This is a genomic window from Saccharibacillus deserti (assembly GCF_013618475.1).
GTDB classification, from domain to species: domain Bacteria; phylum Bacillota; class Bacilli; order Paenibacillales; family Paenibacillaceae; genus Saccharibacillus; species Saccharibacillus deserti.
In genome coordinates this window covers 311,458-337,899 of sequence record NZ_JABJVN010000005.1, presented here as the reverse complement: position 1 = coordinate 337,899, position 26,442 = coordinate 311,458, and the positions used below count along the sequence as shown (strand labels likewise).

The window sequence follows — 26,442 nt, the reverse complement described above, 5'->3', positions numbered from 1 at the left end:
CCCTCTGTACCGGCCATTGTAGTACGTGTGTAGCCCAGGTCATAAGGGGCATGATGATTTGACGTCATCCCCGCCTTCCTCCGGTTTGTCACCGGCAGTCACTCTAGAGTGCCCAGCTTAACCTGCTGGCAACTAAAGTCAAGGGTTGCGCTCGTTGCGGGACTTAACCCAACATCTCACGACACGAGCTGACGACAACCATGCACCACCTGTCTGGCATGTCCCGAAGGAAAGGCTTATCTCTAAGCCGGTCATGCCGATGTCAAGACCTGGTAAGGTTCTTCGCGTTGCTTCGAATTAAACCACATACTCCACTGCTTGTGCGGGTCCCCGTCAATTCCTTTGAGTTTCAGTCTTGCGACCGTACTCCCCAGGCGGAGTGCTTAATGCGTTAACTTCGGCACCCAGGGTATCGAAACCCCGAACACCTAGCACTCATCGTTTACAGCGTGGACTACCAGGGTATCTAATCCTGTTTGCTCCCCACGCTTTCGCGCCTCAGCGTCAGTTATAGGCCAGAAAGTCGCCTTCGCCACTGGTGTTCCTCCACATCTCTACGCATTTCACCGCTACACGTGGAATTCCACTTTCCTCTCCTACACTCAAGCGGCCCAGTTTCGGATGCGAATCGGGGTTGAGCCCCGATCTTAAACATCCGACTTAAACCGCCGCCTGCACGCGCTTTACGCCCAATAATTCCGGACAACGCTTGCCCCCTACGTATTACCGCGGCTGCTGGCACGTAGTTAGCCGGGGCTTTCTTCTCAGGTACCGTCACTCCGGGTGCAGTTACTCACCCGGACGTTCTTCCCTGGCAACAGAGCTTTACGATCCGAAAACCTTCATCACTCACGCGGCATTGCTCCATCAGGCTTTCGCCCATTGTGGAAGATTCCCTACTGCTGCCTCCCGTAGGAGTCTGGGCCGTGTCTCAGTCCCAGTGTGGCCGTTCACCCTCTCAGGTCGGCTACGCATCGTCGCCTTGGTGAGCCGTTACCCCACCAACTAGCTAATGCGCCGCAGGCCCATCTGACACCGACAGCTTGCGCCGTCTTTCCTCATCTCTCCAGGCGAAGAAACGATGTATCCGGTATTAGCATCCGTTTCCGGAAGTTATCCCAGGTTGTCAGGCAGGTTGCCTACGTGTTACTCACCCGTCCGCCGCTAAGCATCCGAGAAGCAAGCTTCTCGAATACTCCGCTCGACTTGCATGTATTAGGCATGCCGCCAGCGTTCGTCCTGAGCCAGGATCAAACTCTCCATTAAGGTGGCGACCGAAGTCGCCGTTTAAAAGAAAGCACCATGTGCTCGTTAAAACGTGGCGAGAATTTTCATTCTCTATACGCTTCAAGCTTTCGCTTGTCGCGGGACCTTCAAATCACCTTGCCCAAAGGGGTCGGCCATTTGAAGATCCGTTCTCACGACGATCTTCATCGTCGCGACTCACTTACTGTTCAGTTTTCAAGGAACAAACTCGTTGTTTTCGTTTCCGCTGTTTGTGTTTCTCTCGCAGCAGCAACTCTTATATATTAGCATGTTCGTTTTCGTTTTGCAAGTCTTTTTTTAAAATCTTTTTGTCAGCTTCTTACGAAGTTGAATTTTCGATTCCTTGTAAGACGTGCTTTCCGAACTCGAACGTCCGGTCAAGCCTCAACTCGACTGGACTTTTAGTATACCATCGCTTCGTTCACTTTTCAAGCCTATTGCCAATTATTTTTACATCGGGCAACTTTCATGCTTTAAGGGAATAGATTTGCCACCCTGCTTCAACACAAGAAAAAGGAGCGCTTGGCGCTCCTTCCCCCCTGTCTGATTTTCGCTATCCGCAGTACGAAGGTATCCTGCCTATCCCGGATTCTACAAGCACTTGCTTGATTTTGAAGAATCTCTAGACTTCGGTTTCTCCCGATTCGTAGGGGTAGCAGGAATACGAGCCGAGAATCCGAACCTGGCAGCCCAGCGCTTCGATTTCTTCGACGGCTGCCTGGAACAGGATCGAATCCCCGGCCACCAGCACATCGATATAGAAGTAATAATTTCCAAGTTTCTTTTTGGTTGGACGGGATTCGATCCGCGACAGGTTCAGCCTTCTCCAGGCAAAAGCCGACAGCACTTGATGCAGGGCGCCCGCGTAATCTTCCGGCAAAATGACCTGTACGCTTGTTTTTTCATGTTCACTTTCTTTGGATAAGTTCAGCGGTTCGGGGCCGATCAGCACAAAGCGGGTATAATTGTTATTGTGATCGGTTACCCGCTGCGCCAAAAGATCCAGACCGTAACGTTCCGCACCGAGCCGGGTAGAAAAAGCCGCCCAGCCGCTGCCCGGATGAGCCGCTGCCTGGGCGGCTCCTTCCGCGGTACTGCTGGCATTCTCCAATTCGGCATGCGGCAGATGCTCGGAGATGAAGGCCCGGCACTGCGCGATCGCAACAGGGTGGGAAAGCACTTTGCGTATTTTCGAAAAATCGACTGCCCCGTCTGCATCCGCAAATTCCTCCCGCCGTCCCACAAGATTCTGGATCGACGGGTATACCCATTCGGCCCGCATCGGAATATCGACTTCGTTAACGAGCCAATCCATGTGCAGACTGACGGAACCCTCGATTGTATTTTCGACCGGAATCACCGCGTAATCGGCTTCACCGTTCACTACGGCCATAAACACATCGGAAATGACTTTGTAATAAAGAAATTGAACCGGTTCATTTGCCAGCAGATAATCGACCGCTTCGTGAGAGACCGAACCGGCAGGAAGAAGAGCAATACGTTTCATGATGAAAGATCTCCTTTGATCATAGGCAAAAAGGGTTCCGAATAACTTCCGCTTTCGCAAACGGCACCTTCCAAATCGGGTTCGAGCCACAGGGTACGCGCCTCGATGCCGTTTTCCCGCATGACATTCTTCATAAAGGATTCAAGTTCGCTTTGACGTGTGCTCTCACGGTCAACGAGCGCGAGCAAAGTGGGTCCCGCTCCGCTCAAAGCCGCTCCGAGTGCGCCGTTCAGTGAAGCTTCGGCCAATATCTTTTCCATTCCGGGAACAAGAGCGGCCCGGTAAGGCTGGTGGATCCGGTCGCGCATGGCAAATTCCAGCAAGTCGAGTCTTCCCGATGCCAAAGCGGCGGTAAGCAGGGAAGAGCGGCTGATGTTATAAACGGCGTCCTGCAGACTCAACCGATCCGGAAGAACCGCGCGCGCCGCCGAAGTAGCCAATTCGAATTCGGGAATAAGCGCCAGCACCCGAAGATTCCGCGGCGGTTCGATCCGGACATAATCCGCGTGCTCGCCATCCCACGCCGCCGCAATAATACCGCCGAACAGCGAAGCGCCGACATTATCCGGATGACGCTCCAGTCCCGTAGCCAGGTCAAACAGACGGCTTTTGGAAAGAGGAGACTCGACCAGGGCATTCGCCGCTACCATTCCCGCAATAATCGCGGAAGCGCTGCTGCCCAAACCGCGCGTCAGCGGAATATCCGAACGCATTGCGATCGCAAGCTCCGGCGCTTCTTCTCCCGCCGCTTCAAACACGAGACGGGCGACTTTGTAAATCAGGTTTTCTTTGTCGGTCGGAATCCCTTCGAATCCTTCTCCTTCAAAGCGGACGCTTGTTTGCTCCGCCCGGCTCATTTCGATCCAAATATACAGGGAAAGCGACATCCCGAGCGTATCGAAACCGGGTCCCAGGTTAGCCGTACTGGCCGGCACTCTTACACGTACCGACCCGGCGCTTGCATTCTTCATCTTTCCGCTCCTTCCGACGACTGCGTGTTATCCTTCTACCCGATAGACGCTGACCACTCTGCGAACCACTTCAAGTTCTTCAAAGCGTCTCAACACCTTATCGATACTTTCCTTGCTCGCCTTGTGCGTGACGATCACGATCTCCGCATTCGGATTAAGCTCGTTGGGCTGTTGAACCACGGACGCCAGACTGACCTCGTACTCGGTGAAAATCTGCGTAATCCGTGCCAAAACTCCCGCTTTATCGTCCACATGGAGCAAAATGAAGTTTTTGAACGAGATTTCCGTATCGTTCTTGAGCCTTTTCGGTTTGTGCGGCGCGATATGCTTCAGTCCGTTGACGCCCAGCCGCAGATTCTTGATCACCGACACCAGGTCGGCGACAACCGAAGTGGCAGTCGGCATCTCGCCTGCACCCGCTCCGTAGAACATGGTTTCCCCTACCGCTTCTCCATGCACATAAACCGCGTTAAAAACACCGTTGACGGATGCGATCGGATGCGAGGCTTTGACCATGGTCGGCTGTACGCTGATCGAGATCGCATCGTCTTCGCGGTCGGCGATGCCGAGCAGCTTGATGACGTAACCGAGATTTTTGGCATAGGCGATGTCCGATTGGCTGACGCCCGTGATGCCTTTGACGCTCACATCGGCCAATTCCACGTTCGTACGGAAACCGAGTGTCCCGAGAATCGTCATCTTGCGGGCCGCGTCGAGCCCTTCGACATCGGATGTCGGATCGGACTCCGCATAGCCGAGCTGCTGCGCTTCGGTAAGCACATCCTCGTACGATACGCCTTCTTTGCTCATTTTGGTCAGCATGTAATTGGTCGTTCCGTTCACAATGCCCATAATTTTCGTGATCCGATCCGACGAGAATCCTTCGATCAGGGTACGGATGATCGGAATCCCGCCGGCTACACTCGCTTCATAAAAGACATCGCATTTCATTTCCTGCGCTTTGGCCAAAATCTCCGTGCCGTAAAGCGCCATCAAATCCTTGTTCGCCGTTACGATATGTTTGCCCCGGGCCAATGCTTCGAGAATATAGGTACGGGTCTGCTCGACGCCGCCCATCACTTCCACAATCACGTCGATCTCCGGGTCATGGATGACTTCCCAAGGATCGTCGGTCAATTTGGACGGATCGATCGGAATGTTGCGCACCTTTTCCCGGTCCTTGACCGAAATCTTTTCGATGATGATCGGCGAGCCCACTTGTCCGCTCAAGTCTTCCTGATGCATATCCACGATCCGGACGACACCCGTGCCTACCGTACCGAGACCGAGCAGTCCTACCTTTATCGGTTTGTTACTCACGTACATTTTCCTCCCCGTCCCTGTGCAGTTTCTGATTCGGTTCCTGTTTCGCCGTCTCTGCTGCCTGTTCCGATTTCCAAGCGATTGCCTGCCGGCTTATCCCTGTCCGATCACGACAACCCGGCTGACGCCCGCCAACGACTCCAGCGATGCCGTCAGTCCGCTCAGTTCATCGTGCAGCCGGGACGTTTCTACCGATAATACCACATTTGCCGTTCCCTGCAGGGGAATGCTCTGATTGATGGTCAGTACGTTCCCTCCGCTTTCCGCAATCAATCCCAATACTTTGAACAATACGCCCGCCCGGTGTTCCAGCAGAAGGGATAATGTCACCAGTCTTTCCCGATCCAACTGGTTGACCTGATGGATCCCGTCTTTGTATTTGTAAAAAGCGCTTCGGCTGATGCCTGCGATCGCTACCGCTTCATTAACCGTCTTCGCCTGGCCTCCTGCAAGCAGCTCTTTGACATGCAGGGTTTTCAAAATCGCTTCGGGCAAAATATCTTCTCTGGCCAGATAATAACGCTCTTTCATATAACGTCCTCTCCTTAAAGACTGATGTTTTCATATAGCGGACATTATATCGAAGAAACCAACTCAGCGTCAACCCTTTGCAGCAAAAAAGTTACACGACACGTTATCCTTGCAGAAAAACATCAACTTTTTTCAACAAAAAAGCGAAAGCCTGTTCCCCGAAATGGAGAAGGCTTCCGCTTTATTTTTTGTTTGTTTTTAATGTATCCCGATCGCACAGCAGCCCTAAGAGGCTGCGCCTGCGATCTTCCGAGGGTTTCATCGCATAGCGGCCATATTGGGCTGCGCCTGCGATCCCCTTAAGCTCACCCTACGGCGGTGGACAAAAAAAGCCGCCAAATCTCTCCCCGAGCCCTACATGAAGGCGAGGGAACTTCTTCCCTCTCCCCCATCCCGGCGAGCGGTTTGCGATTGGAGCGACTTTTGGCTTTCCCCTTACTGCCGGACTCGATTAGAGCCCGCAGAGGAAAACAACCCGGAGCGACAAGCGCAAACCGCTCGCCTGCTCAATAGTAACTGCTGCCCTCAACGAACTCGAACTCGAAGTCCGCGATCCGAACGATCGTGCCGTCCTTTGCACCGCGCTTGCGCAGCTCTTCGTCCACGCCCATGTGGCGCAGTGTACGTGCCAATTTAAGAATCGCATCGTGCGTAGTCAATTGCATCCGCTTCATCATGCGCTCGATTTGGACACTCTCCACAACGAACATTTCGTTCTCGCGCCGAACCGTAAAGCCTTCTTCTTTGGCTTCTTCGGCCCGGTAGACTTTGCGCTCGGTCTGATCGGTGGCTTCTTCGATAGCCGGAACGTCCGAAATCGAATCCAGCACATCGACTGCGCGATACATCAGTTCCTTCACGCCTTTACGGGTCAGCGAAGAAATCGACATGATCTCGAGATCCGGATTGATTTCCGCCACTTTTTCTTTGAAAATGCGGAGGTTTTCTTCCGAATCCGGCATATCCATTTTGTTGGCCGCGACAATCTGCGGACGCTTCTCGAGCTCCGCATTGTACAGCTTGATTTCTTCGTTAATCTTCAGCCAGTCGTCGAACGGATCCCGTCCTTCGGAACCGGACATATCCACGACGTGGATAATGACGCGGGTCCGCTCGACATGGCGCAGGAACTCGTGCCCCAGGCCGACGCCTTCGTGCGCGCCTTCGATCAGACCCGGCAGATCGGCCATCACGAAACTGCGGCCTTCGTCGATCTCGACGACCCCGAGGTTTGGCGTAATGGTTGTGAAGTGGTAAGCTCCGATCTTCGGCGTTGCTGCCGATACGACGGACAGCAGGGTCGACTTGCCCACGCTCGGGAAGCCGACCAGACCGACATCGGCCATGACTTTAAGCTCAAGCACGATATAGCGCTCTTTGCCTTCTTCGCCGTTCTCCGCAAGTTCCGGAGCCGTATTGTTCTGCGTGGCCAATTTAACATTGCCGCGCCCTCCGCGTCCTCCGCGAGCGACGACGATTTCCTGACCGTTACGGGTCATATCCGCCAGAACTTCCTGGGTATCGTCATCGATAATCAGCGTACCGGGAGGAATCCGGACAACCAAATGTTCGGCGTTCGCTCCGTACTGATTCTTGTTGCGTCCTTTTTCTCCGCGCTTGGCTTTGAAATGGCGCTGGTACCGGAAATCCATCAAGGTACGCAGACCTTCGTCAACGCGGAAGATAACGTCTCCGCCTCTACCGCCGTCTCCGCCGGCAGGTCCTCCGTTCGGTACATATTTTTCACGCCGGAACGCTACGACACCGTCTCCGCCGTCGCCGGCTTTTACATAAATCTTCGCTTTATCTACAAACATGAATGTCACCTCTTTTAAGTTTGAACAGGAAGCTTCCAACGGATCAGCGTGCCACCTTCGGCAGATACCGTCAGTAGCGAGTAGGACTCAAGTGCTTCCTGAACCGCACGATGCAGTACGGGCACAGCCTGCGGATCATTTTCCGGTTCGATGAACAAAGTCGCTTCCCCGCTCTCTTCGCCGAACACGATCCGCAGCGCCGGTTCCGAAACTTTGGCTGCCAGCCCCGAATAACGGTAAGCCGACAACCCCGCGCGCACGGCGCGAATCAATCCTTCTTCTTCTTCCGGCGTCAAGCTTCCGGCATAACACAGTTCTTCGTCCGCTTTGACATGCAGGGCCACTTCCCGATTCTCTCCCTTGACTGTCGTCAAATAGAAAACGAACTCGGGCAGACCCAGCTTTGCAATCCGGCTTTCTTTGTGCATTTCACCGCTGACCCGCGTGATAATCTCTTCGATCCGGTCGGTCTTACCCATCCGGGAATAGCCAAAAATCAGTTGAAGATCATTCATCCAATCGTGCCGCTGATGACTCAAAACATTCAGGAAAAAGTTCTGCAGCGATTGTCTTAAACGGTGAAGCTCGTTTTCCCTGCGGCGTTTCTCCTGCCTAGGCAGCAGAAAAAACACGGCAGCGAGCCAAAGCCCAAGCAGGACAAAGGTGAACGTTCCCGGAAAAATCCAAGCCAGAATCCAAGGAATTGCAGTAGACAGCGGCATCAATACGGATAAGTCTCTCCACCTTCTCATCGGCTCTCTCCGTTTCTGATCGTAGTAAAAATGACTTTGGGCCCAGCGATTTCGGCGGAAACGACTCAGTTTGAGTATACCCAGAATCCGAAAAAAATCCAAGGTGTCGGATCTTCGTTCCATTTACCTCGAATCTGCGCCTCTTCTACCTTTGAACAAAAAAAGACCTTCGGTACGAATACCGAAGGCTTCTTGATTACCGGTTAGGTCTTAGGCCTCTACGGAAGCTGCTACTTCAGCAACTTGCACCGGGTAGACGCTGACTTTTTTGCGGTCGCGGCCGAGACGTTCGAATTTCACAACGCCGTCGATCAGAGCAAACAAAGTGTCGTCTTTGCCAATACCTACGTTCGTTCCTGGGTGAATCTTCGTTCCGCGCTGACGGAAGATGATTCCGCCGCCGCGTACGGCTTGACCGTCCGCACGTTTAGCGCCGAGGCGCTTCGAGTGGCTGTCCCGTCCGTTTTTCGTCGAACCTACACCTTTTTTGGAAGCGAATAACTGGAGATCCAATTTCAACATGATGGTCTACCTCCTTCTTTGCTTATTTTGTAACCTTATCGATCCGAATATATTCACTGTAAGAAGTCACGATTGTTTCCAGCATGACCACCATCGATTCGAGAATCAACTCGGCTTGGGCCTTGGGTTCGTTCGATTTGAACGGCGGAAGGGTTCCGCTGAGAAAACCGTTCTTCATCCGGGTCTTCATTACCGCTCCGGTAAGGACTTCGACCGCATTCACCGTACCGACCGTAATGGCCGAAATGGCAGAGCAGACAATGTCTTCGCCGCGATTGGCGTAACCCGCATGACCTTCGACTTTAAAACCGGTAATTTTCCCGTCCGGCGATCTTACAATTTGGACGATAACCAAGTTATCAACCTCAATTATGCTTGGATTTTTTCGATCGTTACTTTAGTATACGGTTGACGATGGCCTTGTTTCTTGTGGTAGTTCTTTTTAGGCTTGTATTTGTATACAACAACCTTTTGGCCTTTACCGTGCTTCTCGACTTTTGCCGTTACGGTTGCTCCCGATACCATCGGTGCGCCGATTGTCAGTCCGTTTTCTTGGGAAACGGCCAGAACACGGTCAAACGTCACGCTTTCGCCGTCTACGGCTTCAAGCTTCTCGATGAACAATACGTCGCCCTCTTGGACTTTGTACTGCTTACCGCCTGTTTCGATAATTGCGTACATCTTCTTGCACCTCCTCATGTCTCAGACTCGCCTGGTTCGGGTGGATTCTTCGCAAAGCGAAGATCGCTTTGACCCGGCCTGTGCGGTTACAGCATGTTGTGCAATGTGAAATACACCGGCACACATACCAACGTATCTTAGCATGCTTTGCGATCGAAGTCAACGGTTATCAGCGAATCATAATTCGTCCCGTTCCTTCGCATGTCGAACAGGGTTCATAAAACAGCCCGGCCCCGCTCTCCCGTACCTTTTTGCGCGTCATTTCCAGCAGCCCAAGCTTGGTCCAGCCGACGATATGGGACTGGGTCCGGTCTTTCGACAGCTTTTCTTCGAGCCGGACAAGTACGCGCTGGCGGTTGCTCTCTTCCTGCATGTCGATAAAATCGACGATCACGATGCCGCCGACATCCCGCAGGCGCAGCAGGCGCGCAATTTCTTCGGCCGCTTCCAAATTCGTATCGGTTACCGTCGTCTCCAAGCTGCCGTCCGCTCCCGTAAATTTTCCCGTGTTGACATCCACCACCGTAAGCGCTTCGGTCTGATCCCAGATAAGCGTACCTCCACCCGGCAGCCAGATCTTGCGGCCGAAATCCCGGTGCAGTTGACGCTCGACCGGATAGGTCTCGAATAACGGCGTCGGGTCGCGATGCAGCCGCACCCGCGGCTGAACGCCCGGCATCATCCGCTGCATATAGAGACCTGCACGTTCGCGAGCCTCGGCATCGTCCAGGATCAGTTCGTCCGCGTTCGGATTAAACACATCGCGGATCATGCGCTGCGCAAGATCCAGATCCCGGAACAGCTCATGCGGCGCTTCGGTCGACTCGGCAAAGCTGCGGATCGAGTCCCACTGACTCCGCAGCCTTTTCAGTTCCTCGCCCAGGCTGTCATCGTTTCCGTCTCCCGCCGCCGTACGCAGGATCATGCCTTCGCCGGAACGGCGCAAATGCTCGCCAAGCGACTTCAACCGAACGCGTTCCGACTCGGGCTCGATCTTCCTGGAAACGGCAACGTAATCCGCTTCCGGCATGTAGACGATATACCGTCCCGGCAGCGAATAATGCATGGTGACCCGTGCGCCTTTGCCTCCAAGCGGCTCCTTGGTGATCTGCACCAGCACCTGCTGGCCTTTGCGGGCAATTTGTTCGATCGAAGGTTTGGTATCGGACTGTTTGTCCAGATGCGCGGGCAGCATGTCGTCGATATATAGAAAAGCGTTCTTCTTCAAACCGATATCCACAAAAGCGGCCTGCATGCCGGGCAGCACGTTGACGATGCGTCCTTTGTAAAAACTGCCGGCCATGCCGTATTCCCGCACGCGTTCCGCCGCAAATTCGATTAGCCGTCCGTCTTCCAGCAGTGCCGTCTCGGTCCACTCCGCTTCGTTATGCACAACCAATTGTTTCATGCTTCACCTCTTGCCCGGCATGCCGCCGGTAATCGGCGCAGTACGCGTATTGCGTCCGCCTCTACAGCACTAGACGCGCTCTCTTGTCGAAAAGTTTCGCCTTTGCTCCTCAGATGTAAAAAAGACCCTCCGCTTGAAAGCGGAAGGTCTTTTTGGTTAAGCCGACCCATTATCTGCCGACACCGAAAATTTTCTTGAACAAATTGAAACGCCCCTTCTTCTCGTCAAGCTGCATCAGGGGGACGGTATCTCCCTGTATACGGCGGGCGATGTTCCGGTAAGCGATCGAAGCTTTGGAATCGGGATTCATGACGGTCGGCTCGCCGGTATTGGCCGCCTTGATGACCATTTCGTCATCCGGCACAATCCCGAGCAGATCGATATTGAGTACCTGCAGCACTTCGTCCACATCCAGCATCTCGCCGGCTCTGACCATATTCGGCCGAATCCGGTTAACGATGAGTTTGGGCGAGCCGATATGCGAACTTTCCAGCAGACCGATAACCCGGTCGGCGTCGCGCACGGCCGCATTCTCCGGTGTGGTGACCACGATCGCCTGATCGGCGCCCGCAATGGCATTCTTGAAACCCTGCTCGATGCCGGCCGGGCAGTCGATCAGTACGTATTGAAATTCGTTCTTCAATTCGAGAATGATATCGCGGATCTGCTCCGGCGACACGGCGTTTTTGTCCTTGGTCTGCGCGGCCGGAAGCATGTAAAGCTCTTCGAAGCGTTTATCCTTAACCAGCGCCTGGTGCAGACGGCATCGGCCGTCGGCCACGTCGCAAATATCGTAAATGATCCGGTTCTCCAGCCCCATCACGACATCCAGGTTGCGCAGGCCGATATCCGTATCGACCAGACAAACCTTTTTGCCAAGCAGCGCCAGCGCCGTTCCGATATTGGCCGTGGTCGTCGTTTTGCCGACGCCGCCTTTTCCCGAAGTGACGACTATAGCCTCTCCCATTCTCTACACTCCTTTGAACACATTCAGATCCCGGCGCAACCGGGCAATATTCGCCATCTTGTCGATCTGCATCTGCCCGTCCAGAAGATAGGCGAATTCCATCTGCGTCTCGTGCGGATGGGAACTCTCCTCTTCGCCGCTGTCGGGCGGACGGCTGATCACTTCCGCAATCCGCAGCTGTGTCGGCGCAAGGTAGGAAGCGCCGACAATCGCATGTTCGCTGCCTTCCGAACCGGCATGAGCCATTCCGCGCAGTGCTCCGAGAATATAGATATCTCCGGTACAGACGATCGACCCGCCCGGATTGACATCTCCCAGAAAGAGCAGATTCCCGTCGTGCCTGAGCACCTGCCCGGAACGAACCATGCCGCTGATGGTCGTTACCGGTGTACGGAGCGCCGCCGTCTCGCGGACTTCGACCGACTTGAAGCCTTCAATCGAACGGACAAGCAGATTGCGTTTGGTTCGCAGTATATCCAAAATTTGCAGCTTTTGTTCGTCCGCAAGCTGGCGTCTGCCGAACTGTACGTCGATCGCGACAAGCGGGCCGCTCAAGATCGCCTGATGGCTGTTCTCCAGCATGTCCTGCAGTTCGGCCAACAGTTCATCGAAATCGCACTGTTCGTCCAGACGGAATACGAGGCCGTCCTTGATTCCCTTGATTGTAATGAGACTGCGTTTGATGGACATCTCCCCCGCTCCCCCTTCGACTGAATCTTTTCGAGACGAAGGTCCCTTTCTCCTGCACGAATCGTATAAAAGTTGCTGCCGCGCCTATTTGTTATCTTCTTTTTTGACCCGCAGCGGCATCTTGTCGAACTGCCGGCGGATCGGCACGTAAACGATCAGCGCAAATACCAGTCGGAACAGAAGATCGGGAATGATGTACTGGATGAGTGCCCAATCGTACGTCTGCTCGTTGAAATGGAACACCCTATAAATGCCGTACAGCATACTGTCCAATATGAAGCTGCCGAGCATAACCACGCTAAGCATCACCGGCAGCGGAGCTTTTGGAAGAGAAAAAACCAAGCCCAGCAGATAAGCGGTAAAGCCCATAGTAAACGCATACGGTCCCAGCATGGCTCCGTAATAGACGACATCGTGCAGCATCCCGAAGACGACACCGAGAGCCATCGCCGCGTAGCGGTGACGGTATACGGTCACAAACAAGATACAGACGAACACCAGATTCGGCATAAGATGCGGAATCCAGGACTGCGGCATGAACCAGGGCAGCACGCTGCCTTCGATCAGAAACAGAACGAATAGCAGCAAGGCGAGAATCTGCTTGCGCCAGGTCATGGCGTATCGTCTCCCTCCGCAGGCTCCGGTCCCGGAACAACGACGAACAGTTCTTTCCATTCCACAAAACTTGCCGAAGGGATAATCTTGGCCGTCTTCGTCAAACCGAACTCGCTCGATTCGATCGCTTTAACTTTACCCAGCACGATCCCGGCCGGGAATACGCCGCCGCTGCCCGAAGTAACGATGGTATCGTTAACGGCGATCACTTTATTCGGAACGTCGTTTTTGATACCGGTCATGACCAGAAGTTTTTCTTTGACATCGTAACTTTCGACAATGCCGAATGTTCCGGGCTTGCCGGTTGCGGTAGCGGAAATGGCGTAGCTGTCGGGCGACGTCAGACTCAGGGAAGTAATAAGCTGAACCGTAGACGTATAATCGGTCGTAGTGCTGATTATCCCGACCATGCCTTCGATACTCGTTACCGCCATGCCTACTTCGACCCCGTCTTTAGCACCGACGTCAATATTAATAGTCGGATTGTTAACGTCTTCGTTGACTGAAATAACCTGAGCAAATCGGAAATGTTTATCCGAATTCTTCGTCTGGTTTAGTGTAAAATCAAGATTCTTTTGAAGATCGATAACTTTGGTCTTCACTGACTCATAATCGATCAGCTCGCGATCAAGCTGGGCAACCTTGATTCTCAGTCTCTCATTCTCTTCGTAAACGCCGCCCAGCTCCGAAATGTCTTCGAAGAATCCGGACAGCGCCGACGCCGGTTTGTTGACAAGTTTCTGCGTATAGCCGACCGTGTCCTTGACGAATTTCTCCGGCCAGGTCAAGCCGATCCGATCGCCGAGCGTTACGCCCATCAGGGCGATAAACAGTACCAGCACGATCAGCAGGACAAACAGTTTCCGACTTCCAAGCATTCTAAACAGTTCGAACACCTTCTAACATCCATGAATTGTCCGTAAGCATGGTTCGCCTCCGGGTTAGCCGCGCTTGGAACGCGAATTGCTGGTTCCGCGGGATTTGAACAGGTGAATATTGTCGAGTGCGCGGCCTGTACCGATCGCTACGCAGTCCAGCGGGTTTTCGGCCACGATCACCGGCATCCCGGTTTCGCCGGCGAGCAGTTTATCCAGGTTGCGCAGCAGCGCGCCGCCGCCGGTCAGAACGATTCCGCGGTCCATGATATCGGCCGCAAGTTCCGGCGGACATTTCTCCAGCGTGACTTTGACCGCTTCGACGATTGCGCTCACCGTATCGGCCAGAGCCTCGGTGATTTCGTGCGAGGTGATCGAGATGGTCTTCGGCAGGCCGCTGACCAGATCGCGTCCGCGAATTTCGATCGTTTCCGGCGTTTCCAGTTGAATAGCGGAACCAATTTCCATTTTGAGCATTTCCGATGTGCGTTCACCGATCATCAGATTATACTGGCGCTTCACGTATTGAATAATGGACTCGTCCATTTCGTCGCCGGCTACGCGCACCGAACGTGCCGTTACGATCCCCCCGAGCGAGATCACAGCCACTTCCGTTGTGCCTCCGCCGATATCGACGACCATGCTGCCTGTCGGTTCCCAGACCGGAAGGTCCGCTCCGATTGCCGCTGCAAACGGTTCTTCGATCGTGTAAGCTTCACGAGCTCCCGCCTGTTTGGTCGCATCTTCGACCGCACGCTGTTCGACAGCCGTAATACCGGAAGGCACGCAGACCATGACGTTCGGATGACGCTGGAAGAACGAACGTTTCTTCTGCGCTTGGTTGATGAAGTATTTGATCATGGTCGCCGTCGTATCGAAGTCGGCGATCACGCCGTCTTTCATCGGACGGATTGCGCGGATATTGCCCGGCGTACGGCCGATCATTTTCTTCGCGTCTTCGCCGACCGCTTCAATCGTTTTGGTGTCGGTGCGGATTGCCACCACGGAAGGTTCTCTGACCACAATTCCTTTTCCTCGTACATATACCAGCGTGTTTGCCGTTCCCAAATCGATACCCAGATCTTTATTGCCCATCATTCTCTTAAACTCCCTCTCTCGTTCGTATTCGGATGTATTTTCAAGCGTATTTCATCTGCGGACAGCCGATTTTTACGGAAGCCGCTTCTGTTTCAGGCGCATAAATAAAACCCGTCCGTATAGGGACGGAATGCTCACATCAAACCCTGCTCTTTCAGACTTACATAGGTTCCGTCTCCCACCACGATATGGTCCAGCACATCGATCCCGACAATGCGTCCCGCTTCCACCAGCCTCCGGGTCAGCGAAATATCTTCCGGACTCGGAGCGGGGTCGCCGCTCGGATGATTGTGCGCGCACACGATCGAAGCGCTGCTGCACTTGATCGCCGCACGAAAGACTTCCCGCGGATGCACGATCGAAGCGTTCAAACTTCCGACCGACAGCGTTTCGGTGCCGATCACATGATTTTTCGTATTCAAAAACAGACAGACAAAATGTTCTTTGCGCAAATCGCGAAGTTCGACGGCCACCGCTTCATAGGCGTCATGCGGACTGCGCACGACGACTTTATCGGCGGAACTTCTGCGCGACAAACGAAGACCAAGCTCGATTCCGGCTTTGATCTGCACCGCTTTCGCAGGCCCGACTCCCTTGATCTGCATCAATTCGGACAGGTTCAAATCGGCCAGGCCTTTGAGCGTGCCCGCTTCGTTCAGCACACGCTGGGCCAGATGCACCGCCGATTCTCCCTGCCTGCCGGTCCGAATCAAAATGGCCAGCAGTTCGGAATGGCTCAGCGCTCCCGCGCCGTACTGAAGCATACGCTCTCTCGGCCGTTCTTCGCCCGGCAGATCGCGCAGCAGATGGACAGCTTGCGAATCCATGACGTTCCTCTTTTCGCAGGTTTCCGAAACCGGGTCCTCATGCGTGGTTCAAGCGGCGTTCCAATTATGTATGTCTACCGCAGGGCAGCCGAAAATACGGAACCTTATGGATTGGACGGCAGCAGATCGATCCCGAAGCCTTCGAGCATTTCGCCCAGCAGAGACAGAGGAAGACCCACTACCGTAAAATAATCGCCTTCGATCGATTCGACGAGCAGCGCTCCAAGACCCTGTATCGCATAAGCGCCCGCCTTGTCCATCGGCTCTCCGCTTTTCACATAATCTTCTATTCGCTGTTCGGTTAAGTCTTTCATGCGCACGCGCGTAAAGCGGTGACGAACTTCTCTTCGCCCGCTTGCCTTATGCAGACAGGCTACGCCCGTATAGACGAAATGTTCGCGTCCCTGCAGCATGCCGAGCATCCGGACCGCGTCTTGTTCATCCTCCGGTTTGCCAAGCACCGAGCCGTCCAATACGACGATCGTATCGCTGCCGACCACTACCCCTTCGCCGGGATACCTGTCCAGTACCGATTGGGCTTTGCGCAGTGCCAGTTCTTCGACGATCCGCTCCGGCGTCCAGTCTGCCGGAACCTCCTCTGAAGCTTTGCTGGGCTCGACAATAAAGTCTGCTCCAAGCGAAGCCAGCAGCTCCCGTCTCCGCGGAGAAGCGGAAGCCAGTATAATTTGACGGGCGTGTCTGTTGTACGAGTGATTGGTCAAAATGAAAAAGCTCCTTTGAGCCGGCCGGTACGCTGCCGCAGCACTCCGCTTCGCGTTCAACCGGTACTTCCGGGACGGCTTGGACGTCCGCGCGACGAACCGTTGGCGGTCCGCTCCACAACCGGAATACAGCTGCGGCAAGCCTTCGGCACAGCCGAAGCGCAGCTCCGTTGATCTGTTCGGCGCCCTTAAGGGTTCAGAACAAACATTATTATACGTGCTATCGGGCGGCAATACAAACTTAAATCGCTTAAGCGGCGCGGCGGGAAACAAAACAGCCGTTCCGGAAACGCCTAAGGCGATCCCGGAACGGCTGCGGCCGTCAGGCTTGTCTATGGACACCCGGCCTTTTTGAAAGTCAGGCGTTCTTGCGATTCCAGTCTTCCGCGAACGAGTGCGAGACTTTCCAGATATCGCCGGCTCCCATCGTAATCACGAGGTCCCCATCGCCGATACGGCCGGTCAGATCTTCCAGCACTTCTTCCTTCGTCGCCAGATAACGGGCATTCGGGTTGCTGTTCTGCCGGATCAATTCGGTCAGCGAAGAAGAATGTACCCCTTCGATCGGCTCTTCGCCGGCGGGGGAGTAGATATCGACGATAATCGCTTCGTCCGCGTCGGCAAAAGCACGGCTGAACGCGTCGAGCAGGAAAAAGGTCCGTGTATACCGCTGCGGCTGGAACACGGCAACAATCCGTTTGCCTGTGGATTTGGCGGCGCGCAGCGTCGCTTCAATCTCGGTCGGATGATGCGCGTAATCGTCTACGACCAAGGCACCGGCCGTATCGGCCAGCACCTGGAAACGCCGCTTGGCGCCGTTGAATTTGGACAGCCCTTCCGCCGCTTCCTCGAAAGGAATACCCGACTTGATGCAGGCGATCAGAGCGGCTGTCGCATTATAGACATTATACTTGCCCGGTACGAACAGGTTCACCCGGCCAAGTTCGCGGCCTTCGGTGCTCACGGTAAACGAAGAACGGCGATCGCCCAGCTCGATCTCCGAAATCCGGTAATCGGCACCTTCGCCCATTCCGTACGTGACGAGTTTGCAGCTGAGCTGCGGCATCAATTCGCGCAGGTTCTCGTCGTCGCCGCAGACGATCGCGCAGCCTTCTTCGCGCGTCTGGTTCAGAAACTGGACATAGGCTTCCTTGATTTTCTCGAAGCTGCCTTCGTAATTCTCCAGATGGTCGGCTTCGATATTGGTAACGATGCTGATGTACGGATGATACTGCAGGAACGTACCGTCGCTCTCGTCGGCTTCCGCCACGACGTATTCGCTTTTGCCGGCTTTGGCATTGGTGCCGAAGCCCACAATCTCGCCGCCGATAATATAGGTCGGATCGGTGCCGCATTCTTCCATCGCAAGCGCGGTCATCGACGATGTCGTCGTCTTGCCATGGGCTCCCGCCACCGCGATGCCTTTGCGCTCGTTGAGCAGGCGCGCCAGCATCTGCGAACGGTGCAGCGTCGGAATGCCGAGGCGCTGCGCTTCCACGCGCTCCACATTGTCTTCCGGCAGTGCGGTCGAATAAACGACCGTATCGGCACCCTGTACATATTCGGCTTGGTGGCCGTAATGGATTTCGGCGCCTCCATCAACCAGTTTTTTGGTGAGGCTTTGTTCCGCCACATCGGATCCCGTGATCTTATATCCCATTTCCAGCAGTACCCGGGCAATCGCGCTCATACCGTAACCGCCGATGCCGATGAAATGGATGTGTTCTGTCTTTTTCATAATACGTTTCACCAACCTTTCTCAGAATCGGCCTGGTGCAGCAGCTGCGCACGCACGTCGGAGATCAAATACAGCGTCCCGGAAACAACCCCGAGGTCTTCCGGTCCGATTGAAGCTTCGAACTGTGTTAAAGCCGTTTTCCATTCGGGCTGCACGACGATGCGAAGGTCCGGCTTGGCGTAATCCGCCCGCAGTCCCTCCGCAATCTCGGCCAGCGCCGAAGCATTCATTTTTTTGCGAAAATCCGGTTCCGTCAAGATCAATTCGTCGACCAAAGGCAGAATCGATTTGAAATAGTCCTCGTGGCTTTTGGTGGACAGCATGCCCATCATCAGTACCAATCGGCCGTAGGTCCAGCCGCTCTGCAGACTTTGTGCCAGCGCCGCCGCCCCTTCGGGGTTGTGCGCGCCGTCCATGAGAATCCGCGGCTCCCGGCGAACCAGCTCCATACGTCCGGCCCAGAATGTTTCTTTGAATCCGGCCGCCGTTTTTTCGTCGTCCAATTGGAACGCCATGTATTGGCGGAGCAATTCGAGCGCCATGAAAGCGCCCGCCGCATTCTCCAACTGATATTCTCCCCGCAGGGAAAGGGACAGATCAAAATCCCGGAACGGTCCTTTGAAATGCAGGCTTTGTCCGCTTTCTCCGCTCTGCGTTTGTTCATAGGAGAACTGCTCGCCCGCCACGTAACAGCTGCTTCGGCGTTCATGCGCCGTCCGCTTGATGACTTCCAGCGCTTCCGGCTGGCTGACGCTTGTGACGACAGGGACGCCGGGTTTGATAATACCCGCTTTCTCTGCCGCAATCTTCTCCAAGGTGTCGCCGAGAATATCCATGTGATCGTGGCCCACATTCGTAATGACCGAGAGAACCGGATTGACGAGGTTCGTCACATCCATGCGGCCGCCGAGCCCCGTCTCCCAAATGACGACATCCGGGAAACACACTTCGGCGTAATACAAAATCGCAAGCGCCGTCGAGACTTCGAACATGGTCGGCGAACCGAGTTCGGTCTCCGCCAGGTTCTCCACGACGGGGCGCAGCTTATTCGACAGCTTAAGCAGCACGTCGTCCGGAATGTCCGCACCGTTATATTGAAAACGGTTCGTGAACTTTGTGATATACGGCGACGTGAACGTGCCGACATCATAACCGTTGGCAATCAGCGCACGGGTCAGAAAAGCGCAGGTCGATCCTTTGCCGTTCGTACCGGCGACATGAACGAACTTCAGGCGGCGGTGCGGATGCCCGAAATGTTCCATCAGGGCTTCGATTCGCTCAAGGCCCGGACGGATCCCGAACGGGATAAGCCCATTGATCCAGTCTACCGCTTCCGCATAGGAAGCCAGGGACGCCGAAGCGCCCCGGTCGTTGTTGTCCATGGCTGACCCACCTTACCCTTTCAATTCGGCAATACGGGCCAGTACCTTGTCGCGCTTGTCGGAATAATCGGCCTGCTTGGCGCGTTCTTCTTCGATGACATGCGCCGGAGCTTTTGACGTGAAGCCCGGATTGGAGAGCTTCTTGTCGACGCGCTCCACTTCGGACGTCAGCGTTTTGACTTCTTTTTCAAGCCGGACAATCTCTTGGGCGATATCGATCAGACCCGCAAGCGGCAGGTACAACTCGGCCCCCGTGATCACCGACGTCATCGCTTTGTCCGGCGCCTGCAGATCCAGCCCGCTGGCATATTCGGACGTGTTGCAGAAGCGGCGGATATACCCTTCGTTGGCGCTCAGGATATCCAGCATCTCCGGCGAAGTGGCTTTGATGTTCAGCTCGATCTTTTTGCTCATCGGCACGTTTACTTCGGCGCGGATGTTGCGGACCGAACGGATGACTTCCATCAGCAGTTCCATTTCGCGCGCGGACGCCGGGTTCTCGAACGACTCGTCGTAATTCGGCCACTGGGCCAGCGTAATGGTCTCGCCTTCGTGCGGCAGATGCTGCCAAATTTCTTCGGAGATAAACGGCATGAACGGGTGGATCATGCGCATCGTGCGGTCGAGCACGTAAGCGAGCACGGACTGCGTTTTCTTCTTTGCCGCTTCGTCTTCGCCGTACAGCGACAGCTTGGCGAATTCGATGTACCAATCGCACAGATCGTCCCAGATGAAGTTATACAGCAGGCGCCCGGTTTCCCCGAATTCGTACGAATCGATCAGACGAGTAATATCGCGGGACGTCTCGTTCATCCGGTGCAGGATCCAGCGGTCGGCCGTCGTCAGATCGCCGGTGATATCGATCTGGTCGTAGGTGAATCCTTCAAGATTCATCAGGGCGAAACGCGAAGCGTTCCAGATCTTGTTCGCAAAATTGCGGATCTGTTCGACGCGTTCCCAGCGGAAGCGCAGATCCTGTCCCGGCGTGATGCCGGTGGACAGCATGAAGCGCATGGCGTCGGCGCCGTATTTCTCGATCACTTCGAGCGGATCGACGCCGTTGCCGAGCGATTTGGACATTTTGCGTCCTTCGCTGTCGCGCACCAAACCGTGGATGAGCGTATCTTTGAACGGCATTTTGCCGGTAAATTCATAGCCTTGGAAGATCATGCGCGATACCCAGAACGGAATGATGTCGTAACCCGTAACGAGTACATCCACCGGATAATAGCGTTTGAAGTCGGCGCTGTCTTCGTCCGGCCAACCCATCGTCGAGAACGGCCAGAGCGCCGAGCTGAACCAGGTATCGAGTACATCGTTGTCTTGAACCAGATCGTCGCGGCCGAGTTTCTCGCGCGCTTCTTCTTCGGTCTTGGCTACGACCATCTCGCCCGTTTCCTGCGAATACCAGGCCGGGATCCGGTGACCCCACCACAGCTGACGGGAGATACACCAATCGCGTACATTTTCCATCCAGTGCAGATAGGTCCGCTCGAAGCGGTCGGGTACGAACTTCACGCCTTCGCCGGATTTCTGTGCGTTTACGACCGGTTCCGCGAGCGGTTGCATTTTGACGAACCACTGCGTGGACAAATAAGGCTCGACAACGGCGTCGGTACGCTCGCTGTGTCCCACCTGATGCAGATGGTCTTCGATCTTGATCAGGACGCCCTGTTCCTTGAGGTCGGCCACGATTTTCTTGCGGCAGTCCGCGCGGTCCATTCCTTCGTACGGACCGGCTTCGCCGTTCATGATGCCGCCTTCGTCCATGACGATGATCTGCGGCAGGTCGTGGCGCTGGCCTACTTCAAAGTCGTTCGGATCGTGCGCCGGCGTAATCTTGACCGCGCCGCTGCCGAAGTCTTTTTCGACATACTCATCGGCGATGACCGGAATCTCGCGCCCGATGATCGGCAGAACAAGCGTCTTCCCGATCATGTCTTGATACCGCTCGTCTTCCGGGTGAACGGCAACGGCCGTATCGCCCAGCATCGTCTCCGGGCGTGTCGTGGCGACCGTGATCGACCCGCTGCCGTCTTTGAGCGGATATTCCAGGTGATACAGATGTCCCTGCGTTTCCTTGTATTCCACTTCGATATCCGACAGCGCGGTACGTGCGGCGGGGTCCCAGTTGATAATGCGTTTGCCGCGGTAGATCAGGCCTTTGTCATACAGCTTGACGAATACTTCCTTGACCGCTTCGGACAATCCTTCGTCGAGCGTGAAGCGTTCGCGCGAATAGTCGAGCGACAGACCGATCTTTGCCCACTGGGCTTTGATGTTGGCGGCATACGTTTCTTTCCATTCCCACGTCTGCTCCAGGAATTTCTCGCGGCCCAGATCGTGGCGGGTTACGCCCTGTTCGCGCAGTTTCTGTTCGACTTTGGCCTGCGTGGCGATACCGGCATGGTCGGAGCCCGGCAGCCAGAGCGCGTCGTACCCCTGCATCCGCTTGGTGCGAACCAGAATATCCTGCAATGTAAAGTCCAGCGCGTGGCCGATATGCAGCACGCCCGTTACGTTTGGCGGCGGAATAACGATGGTATACGGCTTCGCTTCCGGCACGCGGCCCGCTTTGAAGAAGTCATTCTCCATCCAATACGTGTACCATTTTTGCTCCGCGGACTTCGGATCGTAAGTCGTCGGCAGCGACGTTTGGTTTTCGTTACTTTGAATATCCGACATCGGACAGCCCTCCCGTTATTCGTTCATTGGATTTTGTCTGAAAAACGATTAGAAAACAATAAAAAAAGCCCTTCGTCGCAAAGGACGAAAGGACTTGCTTTCGCGGTACCACCTTTGTTCCGCAACCCACCGTTTTTCGAAGAAAAATCGGTAACCTTTGTAAGACGCCTATTCGTTTTCCCAAGGAAAATCGGTGTCCTTACAAATCACCTGTACGTTTTCTGAAAGAAAACCGTTCATCTTCCCGGAATCTCTCCGAGAAGCAGGCGTGCTTGTTCGGCATTTTGGCTGCGGCACTCGTACGGATAACGGCCGTAAACCGGTCTTTCCTAGCTTTTGGCAATCAAGCAATCGAAGGACAAAAGGTTCAGAAAAACGACTCCCGGGCGACTTCGGCCAGCTTCGGTCCTGCGGAATCTTCCAGCCTGATGGATTCCGCTCTCTGAAGGGTCTGCTGCCTACTCTTCCCGTTCCCCGTCTTTGATTTAAAAGTTCATGAATATCCTTTATCATACCGTGAGCTTCCCCGCTCGTCAATGATTCTTCGCGAAAGCTGTCACGTCATGACAGACGATCGAGCAGATCTTCCATATCGCCCGGCAGCGGAGCGGAAATTTCGATCTGTTCGCCGCCAAAAGGATGTCTGAACTTCAACTTTTCCCCGTGCAGAGCCTGACGGTTCAGCCGATCGGCGGGGCCGCCATACAGCGTGTCGCCGATCAGCGGATGGCCGGCATGGGCCATATGCACCCGAATCTGGTGCGTCCGGCCGGTCTCCAATACGAGCCGGACCAGACTGGCGCGGCCGCCGGCCAGCGTCTCCACGACTTCGACGCGAGTGAGCGCGTCCTGTCCGCCGGGAGAAATCCGCCGGCGGCTGTTATGATGGCGATCGCGGCCAATCGGCGCGTCGATTACCCGCAGGGAAGGCGCGACCCTACCCTGCACGATCGCCAGATAGACGCGGCCGATTTCTTTGCCGCGCATCTGCTCGTCGAGCGCCTGCCGCGCGAGCTCGCCCTTGGCGTACAGCACCGGCCCGGACGTATGCTCGTCCAGCCGATGCACATGATGCACGGCGCAGGCTTCGCCGTGCATTTGGTAATGCGCGGCGACGGCGTTCGCCAGCGTCAGGCGCTTCGCGCCTCCGTCGGGATGCACCGGCATCCCGGCAGGCTTATGGACGACGAGGCAGAAGTCGTCCTCATACAGCGCTTCGATCCCGTCTTCCGTCCAGACGGGATCGAAGCCAAGGTCTTCGTCCGGGCGCAGCCGCAGCCGCACGCGGCCGCCCCGGACCTGCATTTCGCCCGCGTGCAGCAGCCGGCGGGCCAGCTTCTCCGGCACGCCCAGCGCAGCGGCGGCGGAGATTTCCAGCCCGGCAGCCGTTACCGCGCCCAGGTCTTCCGCTTCCCGTCTTCCTTCATCTTCTTCGCTCCGGGGAGTCTTGGCCGGCAGCGCCGTCTCGACCCACTCGCCGCGGCGCGTCCAGGAACGCGCCATCAGAGCGAACGCAGCGCGCTGCGGTGCGCGTCGATCGTGGCATCGATATCGGCGTCGCTGTGCACGCCCGATACGAACATGCCTTCAAACTGCGAAGGCGCCACGCTGACACCGCGGTCGATCATGGCGGCGAAATAACGGCGGAACAGGTCCAGATCGCTGGCTTTGGCCGTGTCGTAATCGACGACGGGACCTTCGTTAAAGAACGGGCAGACCATCGAACCGACCCGGTTGATCGTCACGGGGATGCCCGCTTCCCGAGCGTTATTCTCGAAGCCCGCCTGCAGACGCGCCCCCGCTTCTTCGAGGCGTTCGTAAACGGCCGGCGTCAGCAGGTTCAGCGTCGTATACCCTGCGGCCATCGCCAGCGGATTACCGCTGAGCGTACCCGCCTGGTAGATCGGACCGCTCGGAGCGATCTGCTCCATGATCTCCCGCTTGCCGCCGTAAGCGCCGACCGGCAGGCCGCCGCCGATCACTTTGCCGAAGCAGGTCAGATCGGGCGTGACGCCGAAGCGCCCCTGCGCCGAATTCAGGCCGACGCGGAAGCCGGTCATCACTTCGTCAAAAATCAGCAGACTGCCGTAACGCTCCGTCACTTCGCGCAGCCCTTCCAGGAAGCCCGCTTTTGGAGGAACGACGCCCATATTCCCGGCAACCGGTTCAACGATGACGCAGGCGATCTGTTCGCCGAACTTGTCAAAAGCCACCCGGAACGAATCCAGGTCGTTGTAAGGCACCGTAATCGTATTCGAAGCTACGGATTCCGGTACGCCCGGACTGTCCGGCAGCCCCAATGTGGCGACTCCGGAACCCGCTTTGATCAGCAGACTGTCGCCGTGGCCGTGATAGGAACCTTCGAACTTCAGAATCTTGTCCCGCTTGGTCACTCCCCGCGCAAGGCGGATCGCGCTCATCGTGGCTTCGGTGCCCGAGTTGACCATGCGCACAATATCGACCGACGGGACCCGTTCGGCGACGAGCTTGGCCATTTCGGTTTCGAGCAGCGTCGGGGCGCCGAAGCTTGTGCCTTTGGCAGCCGTTTCCTGCAGGGCGCGTACAACCTCGGGATGCGCATGCCCCATAATCAGCGGTCCCCAGGAACCGACATAATCGATAAAGGTATTGCCGTCGATATCATAGACCCGGCAGCCTTCTCCGCGCTCGATATAAACCGGTGTCAGGCCGACCGATTTGAATGCCCGGACCGGACTGTTGACGCCGCCGGGAATATACTTTTTGGCCTCTTCAAAAGCGGCACTTGAACGGGTGTCGACGCGTTTGGATACGGATTCGTTCATGAAATCACTCCTCGGAAAATGGATCGTCCGGCAGCTTCGCGCCGGAATGCGGCGAAAGGCCGGACGTTGAACCGATCCGTTGGGAATCGGTCTTGGAACGCCGTTTTGCCCGATTCAGTTCCGGGCTTCGCGCAGCCAGCGGGCCGCATCTTTGGAATGATAGGTGATAATGATATCGGCGCCGGCGCGTTTGAGTCCGGTCAGCAGCTCGAGTACGATCGCTTTTTCGCTAATCCAGCCGTTGGCCGAAGCCGCTTTGACCATCGAATACTCGCCGCTGACGTTGTAAGCGACCAGCGGCAGATCGAATTCGTTCTTGATGGTACGGATAATATCCATATAAGCCAAGGCCGGTTTGACCATCAGCATGTCCGCGCCTTCCTGCACATCGCTTTCCGCTTCGCGGATCGCTTCCAGAGCATTGGCCGGGTCCATTTGATACGTTTTGCGGTCCCCGAACTGGGGTGCGGACTCGGCAGCTTCGCGAAACGGCCCGTAGAAAGCCGACGCATACTTGACCGAATAGGCCATGATCGGAATTTGATCGTAGCCCGCCTCGTCCAATCCTGCACGGATCGCCAGCACGTAACCGTCCATCATATTCGAAGGGGCGATGATGTCCGCTCCCGCTTCCGCCTGCGATACGGCCGTCTGCACGAGCAGCTTGAGCGACTCGTCGTTCAGCACATCGCCGTGTATATGACCGTCCCGCTCGAAAGTATGCACCATTCCGCAGTGACCGTGATCCGTAAACTCGCACAAGCACGTATCGGCTACGACAAGCAGGTCCGGATGCCACTCTTTGACTTTGCGCGTCGCCTGCTGGATGATTCCATCCCGCGCATAAGCTTCGGTTCCCAGGCTGTCTTTCGTTTCGGGAATGCCGAACAAGATGACCGCTTTGATGCCCAGTTCCGCAATTTCATCCACTTCGCCGCGGAGCGTATCGAGCGAGAATTGGTACACTCCCGGCATCGATCCGATTTCTTTTTTTACGCCTTCGCCGTAAGTGACGAAGATCGGCATGATAAAGTCGTCCGCGCTGATCGCCGTTTCGCGCACCATGCTGCGAAGTGCCGCGGTGCGGCGCAGACGGCGATGTCTGACTGTAGGAAATGCCATGATAAAAAACTCCTTTATTTATAAATTGAGCGAAGAATCCGCCGATCGCGGCCGAGTGCCGCTTCGATCCGGCTTCGCCTGATTCCGACCTTGTTTCTTATTTAACCGTTCCAGGCAGAATTATTCCCGCAGCAAACCG

Annotated in this window: 23 protein-coding genes and 1 rRNA gene; all 24 read right to left on the bottom strand. The window is 55.5% G+C overall.

Features of this window, described 5'->3' with window-relative positions; all coding sequences use genetic code 11:
- A 16S ribosomal RNA gene (locus HOP44_RS15200) occupies positions 1-1,266 on the bottom strand; the annotation flags it as partial.
- A 622-nt stretch (positions 1,267-1,888) separates the two neighbouring features.
- On the bottom strand, positions 1,889-2,773 hold the full coding sequence (gene pheA, locus HOP44_RS15195; RefSeq protein ID WP_172254746.1) for a prephenate dehydratase: 885 nt from the start codon (positions 2,771-2,773) through the stop codon (positions 1,889-1,891).
- The gene (gene thrB / locus HOP44_RS15190) at positions 2,770-3,744 is read right to left on the bottom strand and encodes a homoserine kinase (protein ID WP_172254744.1); all 975 of its coding nucleotides are present in this window, start codon (positions 3,742-3,744) and stop codon (positions 2,770-2,772) included. The genes pheA and thrB overlap by 4 nt, the downstream gene beginning before the upstream one ends.
- A 27-nt stretch (positions 3,745-3,771) precedes the next feature.
- Positions 3,772-5,070, bottom strand: coding sequence for a homoserine dehydrogenase (locus tag HOP44_RS15185; RefSeq protein ID WP_172195121.1), 1,299 nt, complete (start codon positions 5,068-5,070; stop codon positions 3,772-3,774).
- Positions 5,071-5,160: 90 nt separating this feature from the next.
- On the bottom strand, positions 5,161-5,598 hold the full coding sequence (locus HOP44_RS15180; protein ID WP_172195123.1) for an ACT domain-containing protein: 438 nt from the start codon (positions 5,596-5,598) through the stop codon (positions 5,161-5,163).
- Positions 5,599-6,104: 506 nt separating this feature from the next.
- Positions 6,105-7,415 (bottom strand): GTPase ObgE, encoded by a 1,311-nt coding sequence (gene obgE / locus HOP44_RS15175; protein WP_172254742.1) that lies wholly within the window; start codon positions 7,413-7,415, stop codon positions 6,105-6,107.
- A 14-nt stretch (positions 7,416-7,429) separates the two neighbouring features.
- On the bottom strand, positions 7,430-8,167 hold the full coding sequence (locus tag HOP44_RS15170; RefSeq protein WP_172254740.1) for a Spo0B domain-containing protein: 738 nt from the start codon (positions 8,165-8,167) through the stop codon (positions 7,430-7,432).
- Positions 8,168-8,377: 210 nt separating this feature from the next.
- Positions 8,378-8,689 carry a 50S ribosomal protein L27 gene (gene rpmA, locus HOP44_RS15165; protein ID WP_172195128.1) on the bottom strand — a complete coding sequence of 104 codons (312 nt, stop codon included), beginning with the start codon at positions 8,687-8,689 and terminating at the stop codon, positions 8,378-8,380.
- Between the two features lie 22 nt (positions 8,690-8,711).
- On the bottom strand, positions 8,712-9,044 hold the full coding sequence (locus tag HOP44_RS15160) for a ribosomal-processing cysteine protease Prp (protein WP_172254738.1): 333 nt from the start codon (positions 9,042-9,044) through the stop codon (positions 8,712-8,714).
- A gap of 14 nt (positions 9,045-9,058) precedes the next feature.
- Positions 9,059-9,370, bottom strand: coding sequence for a 50S ribosomal protein L21 (rplU, locus tag HOP44_RS15155; RefSeq protein ID WP_172254736.1), 312 nt, complete (start codon positions 9,368-9,370; stop codon positions 9,059-9,061).
- A gap of 169 nt (positions 9,371-9,539) precedes the next feature.
- A complete protein-coding gene (locus HOP44_RS15150) occupies positions 9,540-10,778 on the bottom strand; it encodes an Rne/Rng family ribonuclease (protein ID WP_172254734.1) in 1,239 nt (412 codons plus the stop codon).
- A gap of 169 nt (positions 10,779-10,947) precedes the next feature.
- Positions 10,948-11,745 (bottom strand): septum site-determining protein MinD, encoded by a 798-nt coding sequence (minD, locus tag HOP44_RS15145; RefSeq protein WP_172195136.1) that lies wholly within the window; start codon positions 11,743-11,745, stop codon positions 10,948-10,950.
- 3 nt (positions 11,746-11,748) lie between these two features.
- Positions 11,749-12,435, bottom strand: a complete 687-nt coding sequence (locus tag HOP44_RS15140) for a septum site-determining protein MinC (RefSeq protein WP_172254732.1) — start codon at positions 12,433-12,435, stop codon at positions 11,749-11,751.
- 84 nt (positions 12,436-12,519) lie between these two features.
- On the bottom strand, positions 12,520-13,050 hold the full coding sequence (mreD, locus tag HOP44_RS15135; protein ID WP_172254730.1) for a rod shape-determining protein MreD: 531 nt from the start codon (positions 13,048-13,050) through the stop codon (positions 12,520-12,522).
- Positions 13,047-13,946, bottom strand: a complete 900-nt coding sequence (mreC, locus tag HOP44_RS15130; RefSeq protein WP_172254728.1) for a rod shape-determining protein MreC — start codon at positions 13,944-13,946, stop codon at positions 13,047-13,049. The genes mreD and mreC overlap by 4 nt, the downstream gene beginning before the upstream one ends.
- 45 nt (positions 13,947-13,991) lie before the next feature.
- Positions 13,992-15,023: a rod shape-determining protein gene (locus HOP44_RS15125; protein ID WP_172195143.1), complete on the bottom strand. Its 1,032-nt coding sequence runs from the start codon at positions 15,021-15,023 to the stop codon at positions 13,992-13,994.
- A gap of 134 nt (positions 15,024-15,157) precedes the next feature.
- Positions 15,158-15,850: a RadC family protein gene (gene radC / locus HOP44_RS15120; RefSeq protein ID WP_172254726.1), complete on the bottom strand. Its 693-nt coding sequence runs from the start codon at positions 15,848-15,850 to the stop codon at positions 15,158-15,160.
- 104 nt (positions 15,851-15,954) lie between these two features.
- A complete protein-coding gene (locus tag HOP44_RS15115; RefSeq protein WP_172254724.1) occupies positions 15,955-16,572 on the bottom strand; it encodes a Maf family protein in 618 nt (205 codons plus the stop codon).
- A gap of 358 nt (positions 16,573-16,930) precedes the next feature.
- A complete protein-coding gene (gene murC, locus HOP44_RS15110) occupies positions 16,931-18,310 on the bottom strand; it encodes a UDP-N-acetylmuramate--L-alanine ligase (RefSeq protein ID WP_172254722.1) in 1,380 nt (459 codons plus the stop codon).
- Between the two features lie 8 nt (positions 18,311-18,318).
- Positions 18,319-19,692 carry a bifunctional folylpolyglutamate synthase/dihydrofolate synthase gene (locus HOP44_RS15105; protein ID WP_172254720.1) on the bottom strand — a complete coding sequence of 458 codons (1,374 nt, stop codon included), beginning with the start codon at positions 19,690-19,692 and terminating at the stop codon, positions 18,319-18,321.
- 12 nt (positions 19,693-19,704) lie between these two features.
- Positions 19,705-22,377, bottom strand: a complete 2,673-nt coding sequence (locus tag HOP44_RS15100; RefSeq protein ID WP_172254718.1) for a valine--tRNA ligase — start codon at positions 22,375-22,377, stop codon at positions 19,705-19,707.
- Between the two features lie 561 nt (positions 22,378-22,938).
- A complete protein-coding gene (locus HOP44_RS15095; protein WP_172254707.1) occupies positions 22,939-23,880 on the bottom strand; it encodes an RluA family pseudouridine synthase in 942 nt (313 codons plus the stop codon).
- Positions 23,880-25,181 (bottom strand): glutamate-1-semialdehyde 2,1-aminomutase, encoded by a 1,302-nt coding sequence (gene hemL, locus HOP44_RS15090; protein WP_172254705.1) that lies wholly within the window; start codon positions 25,179-25,181, stop codon positions 23,880-23,882. The genes HOP44_RS15095 and hemL overlap by 1 nt, the downstream gene beginning before the upstream one ends.
- A gap of 114 nt (positions 25,182-25,295) precedes the next feature.
- Positions 25,296-26,303, bottom strand: coding sequence for a porphobilinogen synthase (gene hemB / locus HOP44_RS15085; protein ID WP_172254703.1), 1,008 nt, complete (start codon positions 26,301-26,303; stop codon positions 25,296-25,298).
- Positions 26,304-26,442: the final 139 nt, after the last annotated feature.